Consider the following 19690-nt stretch of genomic DNA (forward strand, 5'->3'; position numbering starts at 1 on the left):
CAGATGGATGAACAGAGAATTGAAATGGCGTTGAAATTACTAGGGGAATGTGTTCCTAGGGCACCAGAAAAAACAGTAGAGAAAATGGTTAAAACCGTTAATGCTTTGGAGGCAGAGAGGAATCAAAATAATCCACAAGCCGAAGAAGCTAAGCCTAAGAGAGAAGCACAAAAGGTGATAGAAAATAAGAATTTAGGAGGACCAAGATTATGATGAACAATATGATGAATAATATTATGATACTTGCTGATAAAGCCCCAGATTTAAAAGAAGTAACAGATCCAATTATAGCGTTTATTAATTCAGTGTTAACAGCTGCAATCCCATTAGTATCATCTGTAGGTGCTCTTTATTGCGTGCTTTTGGGCGTTAGATATGCAAGAGCAGAGGAGCCTCAGGATAGAGAAAAGGCAAAGCAGCATTTAAAGGGAGCCATTATTGGCTTCGTATTAATCTTCATACTAATCGTGGCATTAAGAATTGCTACACCTATTATGGTTGAATGGATGAATGCAAATTCTAATGCTAATTAATACTTAATGTTACATTTTGATTAGTACTTGGAGGAGAAAGATGAATTTTAAGTGGGGTTTAAAACGATTTTTAGGAATAACGATAATCCCGATTATGGTGGTGGCTGTATTTAATGGTACAGCCATCACTGTAGTTGCTACAGATTCTAACCAGCCAGCAGAGGAAACGCAGCCGGCAGACGGAACACAGCCGACCGACGGAACTCAGCCAACAGACGGAACTCAGCCAACAGACGGAACACAGCCGGCAGACACTACTCAACCTACAGGTGGAGATACAACCACAGATGCAGATGCTTCAGAGAGTGTGGAACAACCAGAGATTTTAAAGGATGTTTTTGGTGAAGTTGTTTTCTATCGCTGGGACCGAGTAAATGATTCGAATTATCCTCAAGATGCAGAATGGCATCCAGCAATGCTTGTATGGGCTAGAGATGAATTTGAAATTGATGATGGTTATATAGGTTGTCTGGCTCCTGATTGTATTTGGTTGGGACCAGAAGCATCTGCTGTTCCTGGTGCCACACACGTATTTCGTGAAGATGACGAAATTTATGATGATTTGTTTGATGACAGTGACATCATTAGTGAGGGGGAATCTTGTTACTTCCGTTTAACAGACAGAGCTGAAGGCATAGATGTTGGAAGTGATCCTCAAGTTCTAACCCATGAAAAAACCTTTTTCACAACTGATGACAGAGACGTTCTATATATAAAGTACGGAAAGACTGATAGTGATAATCATAATGAGAATGGTAGTGAAGCTCCAATATATATGATTAAATTGGCCAGAACCCCTGATGCACCACAGGATTATATATTAGAACCTGGTGGTCAGGGAAATGATAGCTGGATACATATGCATGGTGATGAGTATGGCTACGAGTGGACATTTGAATCCTTTGAATCAGAATTCCCAGGTGATGGAGACGATGATAGGATGTACAAGGTCAAATATAACAAACCACATGAGGATGACCCAAGACTTTCAGTAGGCGAAGGACAAAGATTTATGCATGTCAGATCAAAGGATTATGACTGGAATAAATATAAATGGTTTTTAGGTAAAAAACTTCGCTATTCTGCAATCAAAGGAGACCCAACAATAGGAGCAGGTCAGATTCTTTCTATTAGTGCAAGCGATTATGTCTCTGCTGAAGGAAGTCCTGAAAGCCAGAATGGTGTAATTCTTCAAGCCGGTCAGACCATTACTATTGAAAAAGGGGGAATCCTTTCTATTAGCGGTGATTTCATCAACAATGGAACTATTATCAATAACGGTGGAGTTATCCTGGTTGAAAATGGTGGCAGCATTTATCCTTTCCTTCAAGGGGATGATGCTAATGCAATGGGATGCGGCTCAATCAAATGTAATGGTGGAGATATTGTTATTGAAAGTGGTGGCGCGATTTATGGTGGCTTGAATTGTTCGTTGACAACAGACAATGTAAAAAGAGTTGCCCCATTCTGGATGGATAACAGTTCAACACTTATTAATTATGGATTGTTATGTTGTGGAGAACTCAGACTAGGGGATGCCGCCACTATTGAAAATCGTACTAATGCTCGTATATACACAGGTTTGATGCAACCACAATGGAAAACTATAGTTGATCAGCTTAGTGATAACAACCAAAAACTAATGTCAGGAGATACGTCTGATTTATTAAGTCTTGGATATTTCAAGAAAGAGGAAGAAGACGGTTATTATGGCGGAATCTTTTTGGTAAATGATGCAACTAATATGCAGAATGTCCCGTCAGTTTATGTAACCAGTGGGCAGGAAGATCATTTAAATAATCCGAGTGTAGATTGGCAGACGACTTATATTGATCAAGGTCTTATTTATTATGGATTGTTAGAATTATGAGAGAATTTTTTAGCAGACTTTTTAGTAAAGATGGAATACATAGGATAGTTTTTTTAAAAGTTGTTTGGTTTACTTTTCTGTTTATCATCATGGCAGAAGTGGTAGGCTTTGGTCTTCGTACGCTTGGGGACTACATTAATTCATACGGTTCTAGAAATCCATTTACTATTAATCTTTTATATCTAATAGATCCTAAAACATGGGTTATTGGAGCCCTGGGTGATGTTATTTTTGCCGTATTGTATTTGCTTTCTGGCAATAACATGAGTCGTTTTTTCAGGATGAACAAGGATTTGCTGGGAAAGGATGGGCATGCAGATGTAGTTAGAGGTTCTCTTGAAAACAGTCGATTCTTAACAGATGAAGAGCGTGATACATTCTTCCCGGGAGCTGACTACAATTCCCTTGGAAAAGTAGAAAAGGATGGAATTCCTGTTCGTGCAGTCTTAGATAAAAAAAATCATCTGCAAGTAAATTTCATGTCAGGTGCGCACTCATTAATCATCGGTGCAACTGGTAGTGGTAAAACAACAACATTCATCAATCCGATGATTCAGCTACTTGCAGCCACTAATTGTGGCAGCTCAATGATTATGACAGACCCTAAGGGAGAGCTATTCTCTCTTCATTCTCAGTATTTAAAGGATAGAGGCTACGAGGTTTTACTTCTTGATTTGAGAGATACATATTCTTCTAGCCGCTGGAATCCACTGGGAGATATATACGACATGTACCAGGATTATCTTCAGGCTGGCGCAGGCGTCATTGGACACCGAGATGATATGGGCGATTACCCAGATTTGAAACAGCCTGATGGTCCTGCAGAAAATGGCGAATTTTGGGTTGAGTGGGACGGCAAAGCATACGCAGACCCATCTCACTGTTTAGATGATGTAGTAGTCAAGAGACAGCAGATATACGATGAAATGTATGAGGATTTAAATGATCTAATATCAGTTATCTGTCCTATTGAAAACCAAAAGGATCCACTTTGGGAAAAGGGCGCTCGTTCTATTATTATGGCTACCTGCCTTGCAATGCTTGAGGATTCAGCAGATGAACGCCTTGGTATGACAAAAGAAAAGTTCAATTTCTTTAATATTAATAAGGCACTCACTAATTCAGATAACAATTTTGCAGCCCTAAAGGACTACTTCGAGGGCAGAAACAAAATGTCTCAGGCATATACATTGTCTAGACAGGTTCTATCCGCAGCTGAGCAGACAATGTCCAGCTACATGTCAATTACTTTTGACAAATTAAATATGTTTAATGATAGAGGTCTTTGTGGACTTACAAGTGCGACAGATGTTAATGCAGCATCATTTGCAGACAAGCCAACAGCACTTTTCATGAAGATACCAGATGAAAAGGATACAAGACATGGTCTTGCAGCAGTATTTATCCTTTGTATATACAAGGCACTTATCAAAGTAGCCTCAGCTAGAGAGGATTTATCCCTTCCTAGAAACGTATATTTCATTCTTGATGAGTTTGGTAATATGCCAAAAATCGAGAAGTTCGACAAGATGATTACCGTAGGTCGAAGCCGTAAAATATGGTTCAACATGGTTGTTCAGTCTTATTCTCAGCTATCCAATGTATATGGAAATGAGGTGGCTGACATTGTTAAATCCAACTGCGGTATGAAAATGTTCATCGGCTCTAATGATATTGGAACCTGTGAGGAATTTTCAAAGCTTTGTGGAAATATGACTGTAAAGACTACATCTACTTCTGCAAGTATAGGTTCTAGAGAAGGCGACATTAACCTGTCAGCCCAGACTCAGGTTAGACCTCTTATTTATCCATCTGAATTGCAGATGCTTAATAACAAGGTATCCACAGGAAATGCGATTATCGTAACCTTTGGTAATTACCCACTTAAAACTACCTATACTCCTAGTTACAAATGTCCATATTACAAAATAGGGCAGATGGATTTAGGAGAAATTAGATCTCATATGTTTAAGGCAGAGGAAGTTTATTACGACCTTGAAGCCAGAAATGAATTAATTCTTGGTCCGGCCTAAAGAAGGAGAGTTAGCATGACTTTTGTTGGATATGTAGCAATGGTTCCCCTAGTGGCATCGTTGTATGTAACACCAGAAGTAGATATGGATTATTCCGGAGAGGTAAACCCATTTAATGGGGCACCAATTGAGGAATCGCAAGCTGCACAGACACAGCTGGTGAAGTTGCCGGATGGCAGTACTTACGATAGGGATGCCCATACTTTTGCCTATACAGTCAGTGATTATCAGGAATCTGTTACCTGTACTGTTGCAAATGGCATGGCTACTACGGGGACTGTTTCCATTGTTATTCCGGATGATATGGCTGCGAAGCTGTACAGCTTTGGAAAAGAAGTCACCGATGTGGACTATTCCAATATCGATACACCAGGTAGCTATTCTCTGGTTGTGACAGGGGTGGAGTCGGAAAAACAGGTGCTATATTTTGATATTGTAAATGATAAAACAGGACGATTAACCTCCTACACTTTGCCAAATGGATTTTCAATTGTAAGCGTATCCATTGATGATGTTACTCAAGCTCCAAACTACAGCAGAATTATCGATATGCAAAAAGAAGGGCGCTACGAAATCTCCTATAAATGCACAGCAACAGGAATTACCTACAACCTGAATGTTGAAGTGGACCATACCCCGCCTGATGTACAGTTTGAGGGAGTAAGTGGCAGTATTGCTAGAGGTCCAGTAAAAATTGTTGGTCTGCAGGACGAGGACACTGTAAAAGTTATATTCAATGGTGAGAGTGTAAGTGCTCCATCTAATGGTGTCATTAGAACTGTTGGCAAATACACCGTGACAGTATTTGACGATGCCGAGAATTCTGTAACCAAGGAATTTACTATTCGAATGTATCTTAATGTACAAGGTGGAATTTTTATAGCATTGGCTGTGATTTTAATTGTTGCAGCAGGTGTTTATATGTATGTTTCAAGAAAGAAATTGAGAGTGAGATAGTATGAGTTTTAACCCACTTGATTGGATTAAAGAAGGAATTAATTATATCCTTTATAATTTCGTATACACACTTTTGTATTATCTGGAGGCGGCTATTTGCAAGGCCTTAGACTGGATGCAGTCGCTGATGGATGTTTTTACTGGTGTTGCACAGGTCACTTACACGCCCGATGGTGGTAAACCAGAGAAGGCATATCTGATTGATATCTTTTTCCATAATAATGCTATTACGGGTGTGTATTTAGGAATGGCTGCAATAGGTATTGCTTTGGCATTTACTTTTGCGCTAATTTCCGTTATTCGTAAGACCTTTGATATTAATGACAAGGTCAAAATGTCATTAGGGCAAATTATAACCAATCTGTTTAAGAGTATTCTTTTTATCATATGTTTGAATGCTGGTATGACGGTTATTATGAGCGGCACCAATACTCTGATGCAGCAGGTTGTATATGTATTTGACCATGCAGAGGATTTAGCAAAAGGTAGTAACCACATTGAGTATACAGATGAACAGTATGCTGCAATGGCAAGAATATTTAATACCATTGGTAACTATTCAATTAATCAATCCTACAAGAACAGATATAACATAAATGCCTGCTATAACGAGATTAGGGGTGATTTAAGCTATCTATCAGACCAGGGAGTATTTAATTTCTACTATGAAACAAAAGATGCAGATGGAAATATTATTAACACCTGGCAGTCCCTGTTACAGGAGGTAGCCAATGCTGCAGATTTTACCAAAGAAGTTCCAGTGGATTCTTATAACGAAGGTATAGCAAATTCCCTTTATCACGTGATGGAGGAAATGCGAAACAATCCTAATATTCCAGTTCTTCAGTCATACGATAGACTTGACGATCAAAAATACGAATCAGTGAACATTGGAACAACAATGTTTGTAATTGGAACTATGGGTAATGGTATTACAGGTGCTGCTAAAAATGACAAGTATAATAAAGAGCCAGCCCTTACAGATGCAGTTCGTGCACCATTCTACAGAGGAACTAAGTCAGTTTATAGTTTATCTGAGGTAAACGATGTATTTGATATATCCTTTGGCAAAACCAATTATATTATCGTTTACGTCGCAGGTACTGTAATAGCCGCAAAAATGGCATTAATCATAGTTTCCTGTGTTGCAAGAATATTTAATCTTTTGTTCCTATATGTCATCGCACCTCCTATTTTTGGAATATTACCGTTGGATGATGGAGGAAAAATTAAACAGTGGATGACAGCCTTTATTGTTCAGGCATTTTCAATTTTTGCCACTGTCATATCCATGAGAATATATTTGATATTCCTTCCAATCATCTTAAGTCCAGCACTTACTCTTTCAGAGAACATAATCATAGACATGGTTGGACGAGTAGTTATGATTTATGCAGGTATCGAGGCTATGTCCAAAGCAAATGGTATTCTTACAGGTATTTTGGCGGACAATGCAGGATGGCAGTCAGTTGCTTCTGGAGATATGCAAAACTACCTCAATCGAAGCTTCGTTGGAAGAATGGCTTCAAGAGTTGGCGGTTATGTAAATACTGTACCTGCTCGAGTAATAGGTGGCCAGAAATTCTCTAATTTCGTCAATGGTAAAGCTAATAATCCAAAAGCCAAAACAGAAGGTGTTGTTGGATTTGGTCTTGGTATGGCGAGAAGCTTGTGGGGACAGGCTAAAAGCGTCCCAGGCGGTCTTGTCAATGGGGCAAAAAACGCCATGAATGGTATAGGTGGTGGCAAAAAACCGCCTTCTAACAAAGGCGGCGGTGGAGGCGGCGGAGACGCTGAGATTCCACCACCAGAGAGAAATATTGGTGGTCAGTAATAGCTAATGAAAAGATAGGTTGAAATATGAGACTAATACCAGGTAGAACCAAAGTTAAAATTGAATTATTCAAGGGTGTTACTTTAGGTGATGTAGTTGTTGTAGTTATCGCCTTAGGTTTAGTAACTTTGGTTTTGATGTCTTCAATTCCAGGAAGACTCTATATAGCCCTTGTGCTTTTGGCTATTGGCGGTATTTTAGTTTTCAGATTGGATGAGGAACCTACCTACAAGCTGGTTATTAATTCACTAAAATATTTGTCTTTCCCTAGGGGATACTTCCGTGTGTACAATGACAAGCATATGATGGCTAGAGCACTGGGTACAGAAAAGGAACTATATTTAGAAGAGCTAGAGGCTAAAAAGGAAGAGGATCCATGGTATGAACTTACCAGAAGAGAGAGACGTAAGGAAGAAAGAAAGCTTTTCAAAGAAGAAAAGAAAATATTAAAAAATAAAAAGTCTACTGATGAAGAAAAAAATGCTGTTTGGCTGGCAAGAGCCAAACGTTCAGAACTAAGAAAAAAGAGAAAGCAGGAAGCCAAAGACGAAAAGGATGAAAACTTTATCGAAGATATTATTCCATTTACAGGTGTAGCTGATGGCTTTATCGAATACGACGGACAGTACTATGGAACAGTTATAGAAATTAGCCCTGTAGAGTTTAGATTTTTTAGCACTCACAGGAGAAATGCGTCCATTGAAAAACACTTTGGTAAAATTCTTCGAACTTTGCGTGGCAACTATGCCTGCAACATAGTCAAAATCGAACGTCCTATTATATATGATGAATATGTAGACAAGGAATACGACAAGCTAGATGCCCTTAGAGCCTCTTATGAGAATGGACTTCTCAGTGAAGAGGAATTGCAGGCTAGAGTAGAGATTCAGTATGACAGAATCAATGCATTAAGAGACATTTGCTACGATCACAAGGTAGTTCAGCCATTTTATTACCTAACACTATTTAATAGTGACAAGCGTCAGCTGACTATTGAGACTGATATGGCTTTGACGGAGCTCAGAGAAGGTGAGCTTCCTGTTCGTAGACTTACAGATGCAAAAGAAATCTGTGTTTTCCTAAAATACACTAATTCCTTGGATTTTGAGGAGCGTGACATTGAAAAGCTTGACCCAGAGGATTATGTTGCCTGGGCAATGCCGGAAAACTTAAAAATAACATCAAGAAATGTTGTTGTAAATCAAATTATTACACATCAGCTAAGAGTTAGCTCTTACCCTACATCGGTGGGAGACGCTTGGCTTGCTGGAGTTATGTCTATTCCTGGAACAAAGGTTGTAGTTAAGTGTACACCAATGGACAGAATAGCCGCAGTCAAGGCAATTGACCGTTCGCTTGTTGAGTTGAGAGGTCAGTATTCTACAACAAGTGTTGACTCTAAATTAATTGAATTAGAAGAGCATATAGACACTTTAAGCGAGCTTCTTGTTACCTTGCAGCAGGACAATGAGGCTCTGCTTACTGTGAATATTTATATTTCCATGTACGACTCAGTAAAGACTGCTGTTGGAACAGATAATCCATATGTACAGGATTCTATTTTGCCAGTTATAGCTGACATGAAAAAGACAGTTACAAGAAGCTGGCAGGAGACTGGAATGAGACTTAATCCTATGGATTTTGTTCAGCTTCAAGCATTTATTGGTTCTCAGGTTTCTGCATATGATCCTTTCCTAAAGGATGGTCGAGGAATTCCTGCAAATACAATAGCAGGTATGTATCCATGGGTATATGCAAATGTATCTGATAAAGGTGGAATACGTCTTGGTGAGCATGACGGCGTACCTGTATTTATGGATTTCTTCAAAAGAGATTCTGAGAGAGTCAATTCTAACATGGTAATCATAGGTAAATCTGGTGCAGGTAAATCCTATGGTACAAAATCAATCCTTGTAAATATGGCATCTGAGGATGCCAAGATATTTATTTTGGATCCTGAAAATGAATATATGGAGCTTGCAGAGAACCTACATGGCAAGATAATCAATGTAGGAAATGCTTCCCAGGGACGACTTAATCCATTCCACATAATTACTGCTTTAGATGATGATGAGGCAGGGGAAGAAAGCTCAGGAAGTACCTTTGCAACTCATTTACAGTTTTTGGAGGAATTCTTCAAGCAGATTCTTCCTGACATAGATAAAGAGTCTCTAGAGTATCTTAATAGTTTAGTGGAGAGAACCTATGCACTAAAAGGAATAATGCCTGAGACTCCACTAGCAGGCTTGGGACCTAGAGAATTCCCGATTTTTGATGATTTATATGACGTGATTTTGGCGGAGTTCCAGCGTACTGATAATCAGTACCTAAGGAGTATGCTTCAGACCTTAATTAATTACATTTCTAAGTTTTCTACAGGTGGTAGAAATGCCAATATTTGGAATGGACCTTCTACCATTACAACAGACGAAAACTTTACTGTATTTAATTTCCAGTCATTGCTGGCAAACAGAAACCAGACTATAGCAAATGGTCAGATGCTTCTGGTACTAAAGTATATTGACAATGAAATTATAAAGAATCGTGATTACAACCGTAAATACGGATTGAACAGAAAAATCGTAGTTGTAATTGATGAGGCGCACGTATTTATTGACGCAAAGTTCCCAATTGCTCTTGATTTCATGTTCCAGTTGGCAAAGCGTATCAGAAAGTACAATGGTATGCAAATTGTTATCACTCAGAACATTAAGGACTTTGTAGGAAGCGAGGAAATTGCACGTAAATCGACCGCTATTATCAATGCTTGCCAGTATAGTTTAATTTTTGGTCTTGCTCCAAATGATATGGGGGATTTGTGCAAGCTTTATGAAAAAGCCGGTGGAATTAATGAGATGGAACAGGAGCGTATACTTACGGCTCCAAGAGGTCATGCATTTACAATTATGGGACCTACAAGCCGTACATTTTTCATGGTTTCTGTGCCGGACACAATGGTCCAGATGTTTGAACAAACAGGATATGTCAGCAGATATTTTACTGGCAATGGTGGCCCAGAAAATTGGGAGAATTTCATTGGCGACAGCCGTGCACTTCACGAGATGAATGCAAAGGAAAGAGAATTTGCTAGTGAAATTGAAGAGATACTAGAAAGTGAGAGAAAAGCAGCCCTTACATTTGAGGAGATTTCTACAGAAGAGGCTGACAGACTTGATATGCTTGAGGATGTTAAGGGGCTTACTTTTGAAGAATTGGATGCTGAGCTTCCTGAAGAAACAGACAGTGGAAAGGCGGATATAGATCAGCCTGAATCTGATTTGGAAGCAAAAATAACAGAAAAATTGCAACCATCTTCAAATACGCAGGGTATTCCTTTAAACATTAATGAAATCATAGAACTGATTCGTTCAGAAGTAAAAAGAGAATTTGAAATGCAAAGAACTATGATAGACATTCCAACTCCATCTGTGGAACCAGCAGCTGTAAAGGCTTCTGTTCCAAGACCTGAGATTCCAGAGCCTGTAATCCCAGAGCCTGTAGATTTAGAGGATGAAGAGGAAATAGAAGAATTAGAGATTCCATTGCCTGAAATTCCAGAACCAGATGAAGAACCGGATGAAGAACCAGACGAAGAGCTAGACGAGGAATTTGATGAGGAATTTGACATTGAAGAGTCTGAGGATGAGGACGAGGAAGATGAATATGAACTAGAGGAAGAAGAACCAGAAGAAGACGAATCAGAAGAAGATGAATCAGAGGAAGAAGAATCCGATGAAGATGAATCAGATGATGACTTCATAGACTTTGACGACGATGATGATGATGACGATGAAGATGAGGATGACGATGATTCATTTAGCTTTGATTTGATGTCACTTTTGGATGAGCAACTTAAGTCATATAGTCAGATGAATATCCTTGAAAGGATGGAAGAAATCGACGTTATGACTATGGAGATTTCAGTAGAAGATTTAGCAGCATATGTTAAAGACAGACTTAGAAACAAAGGAGCATAATCTATGGATGTTAAATTAGTTGATCGCGGAAATGAAGGAGAATTAATTCTCTCAGGGAAATTAGATGCTACCTCTGCTGCGGCAGCTGAGGAATTATTCCTAAAAATGGCAGATAGGTTCACTGACCTGACACTAAATATGAGGGATTTAAAATATATATCCAGTGCAGGACTGCGTGTTTTGAAAAAACTATACCTAAAGGTTAACAAAAACGGGGGAGAGCTTTCTGTAAGCAATGTGTCTGCCTATGTAAATGAAGTATTTGAGATGGTAGGCTTTGCTTCTATTTTGAATTTTAAGTAGTAAGGGCGTATGTTTCATTAGTTAGGAATTAGTGTATGGGTAAAGGGTTATTTACAAAAAATGAAAAACGAATATTGAAAAGACGATTTTTCGCGTTTGTTATAGCGATAATGTTGTCTTTGGGCTCTTTGCCGGTTGAAAGAGTATGGGCTGCAGAGGATTCTGGTCAGACTGTTACTCAGGAAACTCAGCAAACCGAACAACAGGAGACACAACCTGCTGAGCAGCAGGAAACTCAGCAGACCGACCAGCCTGCAGATCAATCATCTGATGACATTACTGACGAAGAAAATGGTGGAGTTGCCAGTGATGGTGAAAATGGTGGCGAAGACAGCGGTGAAGCTGATGGTGAAAATGCTGAAGAAAATGCTGAGGAGGGGGTTATAGAGGCAACTGATTGGGATAGACCTACTATTACTGGTACTTCAGATCCTACACTTCCAGCTTTATCTGTAGAGGAGATGATTGCAGGCACTCAGTCAAATCCTGCTGAAGATAATTTATATGTACTTACAGTAGCAACAGGCATTAAGCCTGGTGATACTGTGCATTATTTTGCAGTACGTTACACAGACGGCAATGGTGCCAACAGAACCAAGTACATTTTCCCTCATGAAGATGCATTTAAGGTCAGCTACGACTATATGAATGCTAAGGGCGGAGAAAATGCCACTGTTAACAAACGACACGAGATTCTTGGTCAACTTGGTTATAAGGTAAATGGACCAACAGAGCCTTCTCCACTACAAGCATGGTCAGTAGATGAATATCTGTTCAAGGCAGATCACGGTCTAACTGGAATTACAAGTGTTGAAGTATTTATGACAAAGGGGGCATGGACTGTACAGGGTATGACAGTCAGCAAAGTAACTTCTATTGCTGGCTATGGTGAGTACGGTTATTATTCAGGAAAATATTTCTTTGGATTGGGCAAAGAAAAAATAGCAGTGTTTGATAAAAAGCAAGATAAGGTAATAACTATTTCAGTTCCTGTTGATAATTTGATAAATCTTGCTGGATCAACTTCAGAATTATTTGGAATAAAAAGCCCAGAAGATGATAAAGAAGAAACAGACACTCCATTTGACGATTTATTCTCTATTCGCATGGATTTTGCAGATACATTAGATGGAGGTCTAGAAAGCTATTTAAAGACATCTGCTAATGATTTAAATATTGCCTCAGCTGATATAGTAGAGGACATTGCTGTAGAAATTGAGTACAAGGACAAAAACAGCTGGACTAGAAAAGTGGCTATGCCTGTGATTTTGTCGGCGGCAGGTCAGTATGTAGAGTCTGGGGATGATGTTAAAACCTATGGTTTATGTCAAAGAGGGGATACTATTGCCTTTACAGGATGCCTTCCTGAGCTTTCAACAGTAGTAAGTACAAAGGTGTATGTAGGAAGTGCGGCACGAACTTTATTAGCTAATGAAGGTGGATTCGATTTTGCCAGTGATGAAGCAAGAAATAATAAAGCTGGCATGGTTGAAGCACTAGACAGCGATAATATCAGTCTGGGTGGCGTGTCTATTTATGAAGGCACCTGCAGGATTTCAAATATTAACGATGGCGCAGATAGCGTTACTGGAGAAACAGTTACTGCTGTTTCTACTGCATATAGCTTCTTGTCACCAACTCCATTTGCATACTTTACCACCTCAAATGAATCAGGTTTTGCTATTAATGCTGGTGGGCAGGAAGATATTGCGATTAAAAAATATGAATCAAAGGATCCGTTATTAGCAGCAGAAAATAATAAACATTTCCTGATTAGATTACACACGGATTCCATGGAACAAGCTGCTACAAAAAATGATATTTATGTTCAGCTTACATATTCTACAAATGCAGCTGCAGACAGAAAATCTGAAAGATTTAGCGCAAAAACAAATGTACAAAATCTCCTTGGTTACTGGCCTAGTACAACAGATAAGAAAGGTGATTTTGCCTATAATTATGAAGCCAGGGCGGATGGAACAATAGAATTTCCTGTTGAGTTGAAGGATTGCACTGGAATTACAGATATAGAAATTTCTCTTGGAAATGGTGATGATGATTGGCAGCTGGCAGGAATATCAGTAGATTATCTTCCTGAAATAGGTGCAAGAAGAGTATATCTTAGAACTACTACAGGACAGGGTGAATCTTCAGCGTTCCAAATTGTTAGAACAATGGATTCTGGACCAATCCCTCCATTACCATTTAAAGTGATTCAATTATTTGGACCAAATACTGACTATCACTGGAATGTTAACACAGGTGAGGGTGCAGCTGCAGATGAGCTGGATTATGAGTCTATGCGTTATTCTATGACCTACGAACAGACTCAGATGAATTTGGGATTTATTAATACTGCGAAAAGATTTGATGTAACCGTTGAAGTAGCTAATGATTCGGATACATCTAATGCCAATGGAGATTCTGGCTCAAGTAACCAGTTTTACTTCCAATTGATGTTTAAAAATGGAGACTCATCAGTAGTTCTTGCCAACCAGCAGTTATCATCCGACGGATTTAGAGCAGGTTATGAAGAAAATTTTACAATCGCAGTAAACAGAGATTATGGAGCCTTAACGGGAGTTCGAATTATCCCAGAGGATGTTTCAGAAGATAGTGAGATCTTTGATAAGTTAAATATTAATAAAATAACAGTTACCGAGCAGTCTAATGGTGGCGCTTCAATGCAGTACATAATCGATTCAGTTGGTTGGATTGGAATCGACTATCACGATAAGGCTGAGGATAACTCAATCAAGGGAAGAAGAGGCAGACTTATGGCTGAGATAGCCAGAAAGTATAATGTTTCTTACCAACGTCATGTAGTAAACCTTCTTTGTGAGGTTACAACCCGTCCTTGGGTAGCAGAGGATTATATCCAGGTTCAGGCATCTATCTGCTGTGACCTTAACTATTTGGATACTGATGGACGTTACCAGACTATATCATTTGATGTTGTTGAGCGAATGTATGAGTATATGGACAAACAGCCTATTTCTTATGAAGCTCCGACAAATCCAGATGATCCTTCGGCTAAGTATTACAAGAATATGACCACTGTTTCTGATCCAGAATGGATGCTTAGACCGAACCATATAGATAGATTTGTATTGCCTGCTATTCCAAATATTCAGACTCTAAAGAGTATTACATTCTATGCCACAAGCCGTAATAATAAGCCAGGTCAGTGGGTAATTGGAGATGTGGCTATATCTCAAATTCTTGATGATGGACCGGCATCACTTACAGCAGACAATGAATACTATAGAGATTTGAGTACTGAAGCACTTTGTAGGATGGATAGTGATAAAGAAGTATCTATGTTGCTTCCTGCAGGTTCAACTCAAAAGCAAGATATTAAATTTACAGATAATCAGCTGGTATGGAACGAAGATGATTCATGGGTATCTCCAGTTACAAGAATGCCTGATAGTACAGACGATACATTGAACATTTATCTATACCCAACTGCTGGAAACACTGCAATAGATGGAGAGGATGTAACTTATGCTGTACAGTACTCTATACCATTCCAGAATCCACAACAGCAGCGTGGTTCATTCACAACATTTGCAAGTGGAACAGAATCAGCTTGCTTCATTGCACAGGGTGTTAATGCAGCCGGCATGGGCACATTAAACAATATGACAATACAATGTATGGACTCTAGAATGATTTTTGACCATGCTATAGTTCAGCAGATTAGAGAGAATGTGGTAGTCAGCACATACTACATTCCATACAATGGTGCTTCTGCAATACTTGGAACAACAGGAACACCTAATTCACTTACGACTATCGACCAACCTAGATTACAAAAACTATATTTGTCATTTGGAACGGATACTGTGGAATCCACATTATTTGCTGAGGAAAACGATATCGCTGTATCCTTCAAATATCGCTCATCATTAGACCAGAGTGGACAGGAATACTATTCTCCATATGTATATCTGACAGATACAGGAATAGGAAAGATTTCACCAGGCTTGATGGCGGAGATTCCATTTGATGTACCTTATGTCAGTGAAGTTACAGGCTACAGAATTGTGAGTTTTGGTGGAATCAGTGCTACTGTTGAGGGCGCTTTCATCACAAATAGTAGCTACTCATCAATAACCACCAATGAAACTACAGGACAGACTGAAGTCAATGATTTGACTGTACTTGGCTCATATAGTATGGCAGACATAACAGACCAGAGCGTAATAGTGCCAGTTCAGGTTGGAAATACAATAGTAGAAAAACCTGTATCAGGTGCTGGAATGGTAGGAGATAACACAGTTAATCCATTAGACCTTGTATTTGCTACTACAGGAGCTGTGGCAACTGGTGAAAGTGGTACATCTGCTGCAGTTCAAATGACCTTTAACTATTACGATCATACAGGTGCACAAAGGAGTAGAGTACTTACTGATGCTAGAACCTACATTCAGGGAGAGAATAAGACATTCCAAACAGGAAATAATGCAGAAATTAGACTTTTCCTTCCAGAATGTAAAGAACTGCTCTCAATTGATATTCAACCATATGATGATAGTGGCACAGCTAATTGGTCAGTAGATTCCATTTCAGGAAATCTTGGCTTAGGTACTACTCAAATAAATCGAATGGTAAATAACACCTTTGTCCAGGGAAAGACTGACTCAATTTACATTAAAGAAGTTGTCATGACTACTTACTATTCTATTAATGGCAATGCATCACAGACAGTAACAAATCATCAGAGTAGTGCAGCCCTTAATAGTGGTGAAAAGATTAGCGTATCGGTTGTTATTGCTGACGGTACAGGATTTACAGCAAAAGCAATCTGGCTTGTAAATGGTGTTGAGACAGATGTTACTTCTTCAACAATTAGTAACCTATCAGGTACTGGATTTAACTTGCTAGTACCAAAGAATACATCAACCTCACCACAGACCTTCCAGATAGTGGTAGCATCAGCAGCTAATCCATCTGTAAAGGATGTTATTAGCATAGCGGTTAGTCCAATGAATACTGGAACTGCAAATGATATCATAAATCAATTACAGAAAAATAGTGAATCCCAGTCTAGCACACCATCTAGTGAGCCAAATCCAACAGAGGATGGTGGAGCAGCCTCAGATGGCGACCAGGGAGATAGTTCTCCAGAAGATGGCGAACCTGCCTCAGGTGGTGGTGAAGGAAACAGTACTCCAACAGATACGGGACCAACTACAGACGCTGGAACCACTACCAATACACCTACTGGAACAGGAACTGACACAACCACTGGTGGGGGAACCACAGATACTAATCCAGGAACAGACACTACTAATACTAATCCATAACATTAATAGGAGAAGAGAATGTTAACGAAAATTGCCGGACTTGGTAAACAAAAATTAATTGCAATTGGAGTCGGAATACTTGCCTTGATTATCATAGTGATTTTGTTAATAACAGATCAGCTAGGGTCAACAGTGAAGTATGACGGACAATACCCGGTATCAGTAAAAAGCCAAAAGGGTGGTTCTTTAAAAATCACCCTTGATGGCTCATTAACTGCGGGGATTCCTTGGGAATACGAAACGCCAGAGGAAGAAAATCCAGTTATTACATATTCTGCAAAAACAAGCGGAGAAAATATTACCTTTGACGTTACTCCAAATAAAGTGGGCTATGGAAAGATCAAGGTAACAAAAAGAAGAACTATCAATGAGATAGATTTTCCTGTTGCAGAGGTTTATTTGGAGGTGGTTGTTTCAGAAAAATCCTATGGCCTACAGGCAGATTTTGTTACCAAGTCAGAAAAGGCAATTGATGGTGAACTTGGAGCTGATGACACAGAGCAACCTTATTACTTAACGGAAAATTGGGTTTATCTGCCGGCTGATGGAGATTGGAGGCTAGTAGAAGCTTCTACTCTAGAACGACCTAAACAGTATGTGAGCGTAGGCATATGTGACAACGGAAGCCGTTACTATAGAGTTGATTACTTGCCTGAAGAACAGCAATTGGATTTGATATTAAAAAGCGAAGGCTTAGGACAAGAAATAAAATTAAAAGCATTATATAACGATAAGAATCAAATCATACTAGAAAAGGCGGAATAATCATGAAAGATTCAAAAGAGAGAAAGCGTGAAATAAAAAAGGTTCTACTTAACAATCTGGTGCTCACAGAAGATAAAAAACTGGCGGTGGGTCCGAATATTAGGATTACATTGTGGGGCGTTGGAGATGGCGCTGGAGAAGCAATGTTTCTAGGCGTTAGGAAAATGACCTTTGTCATGGAATCGGAGTATGGCAACAACACAAAAACAATATATAAAGCCACGGAATTAATGAAGGACATAGGCCGAATGCTAGACCTTGAAAATGCATCTAGCGAGGCCTGTGTCCTCGTTCGTCATATTTTCTTTAAACCTGTAGTCCTTGTTTTAGAAGAGCAGGAGATTGAAGAGCAAGAAATTGAAGAGCAGGGAATTGAAGAACAAGAGGATTCAGAGCAAGAGGATGAAAAAATAAAAAATAAGAATAAGTCTGGGGGCAAAAGCGAGCTAGTACTTACAGCGTATAGCTCTAGGGCTTTGTTATCTGGTTTTTCCATTAGACATGCAGTGAAGGAGCTGGAAAAAGTCTCTGATGGAAAAATTAAACGTTTTGTTGCACCCAAAGCTGAGTAGTCAGGGTGTTATTAGTAACAAAGCAAGGAGGTAATTCATATGTCTGATGTAAATAGATTTGGGTCATTAAGTGAAGAAGAAATGGATATGCTTGAAAATTTTGGTGTAGATGAAGATGAAGATGATTTATTAAGTATGCCTGGTTCTGGCATGCCATTTCAGTCTGATGAAAACAATGCGAATCCAAATGATGAGATTCAGAATAATGAGATTCAAAATGAAGATGAGCATAATGAGAATGAGCAAAATGAGAATAATCAGGCAGAGAAGAATCCAGCGCAAAAGGAAGTAAAATTCCCTGAGGCACAGAAGCAGCCAGCAGAGGCACCTCCTGAAAATGCTCCTAAAGAGGTAAAGGAAGAAGCAAAAGAAGAAGCAAAAGAGCAGGCTGAACAAAAGGTCGAAGATAAAGTAGAAGAAAAAGCTGAAGGAAAGCAAGAAGCTGTAAATAATAAAGAACCTGAGAAAGAGATTAAGTTTGAAGATAAATCTTGGCAGAAATCCGACGAAGACTTGGCACGAGCAGAATTCCAAGACGAGTTGGATAAATTGGTAGCCAGGAGAAAAAAGGATGCAGAGAAACAAGCTGCAGCTCAAAAAAAGGAAGAAGAACGTAAAAAGAAAAGGGAACAGGAAGCAGCAGAAAAAAAGAAAAAGGAAGAGGCTAAAGGAAAGCCTAAATTCTTTGATCGAGGTATAACACCTGCATTAGGATTTGCCGTAGGTGCAGCAGTTGGTTTTGTATTAAAGATTGCCATTCTTGCAATTCCTATGCTAACCCTGGCCCTTGGTTCTGGTATTGCAAAGGTTGCATCATTCGCAGCCAGAAGTGCTAGATACAGAAGAGAAGAAGAACTAAGGAAGATGCTAGGGCAGAAAAAACAAGATGAGAAAGAAAAAGAGGATGCAAAAAAATCTGAAAAAGAATTAGAAAAAGATAGAGAAAAACAAAAAGAAAAAGTAAAAGCCCCTGAGGTAAAGGAAAAAGAGGCAAAACAGAGCCTGCAAAGCCGCGAAATGGAGGCTAAAAAAGCTCAGGTTTCAGGTAAAAGAGCAGAATTTAATAAGTGGGTTAATGAAACACGAAATCAGGAAATGCAGCAGCTGAACAACTTCAAAGTAGATGACAAAATAAAATTCGAGAAACAAAAGAAGGAATTCGTAAAACATTTATATAGAGCCACTGTTTTGACTCAAATGAGTCTCTTTGACAAATCAGGAAAAGATGTTCTTTCACAAAAGGATTATAAGGGCGCATATAACAAAATGGTTAAGAACCAGAAAATGCAATGGCAATTTAAAGAAATGGTAGACGAGATAAAAAACCCGGAAGATATAGAGAAATTCAAAAAGTTGGCTAACAAAGATAATGGATTGGGTATATACAATGAATTAGCTAAACATCATAAGGGAGTTGCTAAGTTCACGGATGAACTGAAGCATCCACAGAGAGTTTCTCAGAAACAAAATCCAAATAAGAACATGGGTGGCCCACATGTGTAAAATGACATTTAGCCTATGTTAGTTAGGAGGA

The 19690-nt window shown here is 39.1% G+C and carries 12 protein-coding genes; all 12 read left to right on the top strand.

The window, feature by feature from the left end; translation table 11 throughout:
- Window positions 1–3 precede the first annotated feature (3 nt).
- Genes E7276_RS04735 through E7276_RS04790 form a run of 12 tightly spaced genes read left to right on the top strand, consistent with a single transcriptional unit; the run spans window position 4 to window position 19659 of the window.
- Entirely contained in the window at window positions 4–213 is a 210-nt protein-coding gene (locus tag E7276_RS04735) for a hypothetical protein (protein ID WP_294214379.1), read from the top strand.
- Window positions 210–533 (top strand): Mbov_0395 family pilin-like conjugal transfer protein, encoded by a 324-nt coding sequence (locus E7276_RS04740; RefSeq protein ID WP_294214381.1) that lies wholly within the window; start codon window positions 210–212, stop codon window positions 531–533. Before E7276_RS04735 ends, E7276_RS04740 begins: the two co-directional genes overlap by 4 nt.
- Window positions 534–573: 40 nt before the next feature.
- A complete protein-coding gene (locus E7276_RS04745; protein WP_294214384.1) occupies window positions 574–2403 on the top strand; it encodes a hypothetical protein in 1830 nt (609 codons plus the stop codon).
- Entirely contained in the window at window positions 2400–4436 is a 2037-nt protein-coding gene (locus E7276_RS04750) for a type IV secretory system conjugative DNA transfer family protein (RefSeq protein WP_294214387.1), read from the top strand. Before E7276_RS04745 ends, E7276_RS04750 begins: the two co-directional genes overlap by 4 nt.
- A 15-nt stretch (window positions 4437–4451) precedes the next feature.
- Entirely contained in the window at window positions 4452–5393 is a 942-nt protein-coding gene (locus tag E7276_RS04755) for a hypothetical protein (protein ID WP_294214390.1), read from the top strand.
- A 1-nt stretch (window position 5394) separates the two neighbouring features.
- The gene (locus E7276_RS04760) at window positions 5395–7227 is read left to right on the top strand and encodes an Mbov_0396 family ICE element transmembrane protein (RefSeq protein WP_294214393.1); all 1833 of its coding nucleotides are present in this window, start codon (window positions 5395–5397) and stop codon (window positions 7225–7227) included.
- A gap of 26 nt (window positions 7228–7253) precedes the next feature.
- Entirely contained in the window at window positions 7254–11204 is a 3951-nt protein-coding gene (locus E7276_RS04765; RefSeq protein WP_294214395.1) for a VirB4 family type IV secretion system protein, read from the top strand.
- 3 nt (window positions 11205–11207) lie between these two features.
- On the top strand, window positions 11208–11507 hold the full coding sequence (locus E7276_RS04770) for an STAS domain-containing protein (protein WP_294214399.1): 300 nt from the start codon (window positions 11208–11210) through the stop codon (window positions 11505–11507).
- Window positions 11508–11542: 35 nt separating this feature from the next.
- Window positions 11543–16819: a hypothetical protein gene (locus E7276_RS04775; protein WP_294214402.1), complete on the top strand. Its 5277-nt coding sequence runs from the start codon at window positions 11543–11545 to the stop codon at window positions 16817–16819.
- A gap of 18 nt (window positions 16820–16837) precedes the next feature.
- Window positions 16838–17584, top strand: coding sequence for a hypothetical protein (locus E7276_RS04780; protein ID WP_294214404.1), 747 nt, complete (start codon window positions 16838–16840; stop codon window positions 17582–17584).
- A 2-nt stretch (window positions 17585–17586) separates the two neighbouring features.
- Entirely contained in the window at window positions 17587–18156 is a 570-nt protein-coding gene (locus E7276_RS04785) for a hypothetical protein (protein ID WP_294214407.1), read from the top strand.
- Between the two features lie 39 nt (window positions 18157–18195).
- On the top strand, window positions 18196–19659 hold the full coding sequence (locus E7276_RS04790) for a hypothetical protein (RefSeq protein ID WP_294214409.1): 1464 nt from the start codon (window positions 18196–18198) through the stop codon (window positions 19657–19659).
- Window positions 19660–19690: the final 31 nt, after the last annotated feature.

This window comes from Pseudobutyrivibrio sp., from assembly GCF_015057185.1.
Classification (GTDB): domain Bacteria; phylum Bacillota; class Clostridia; order Lachnospirales; family Lachnospiraceae; genus Pseudobutyrivibrio.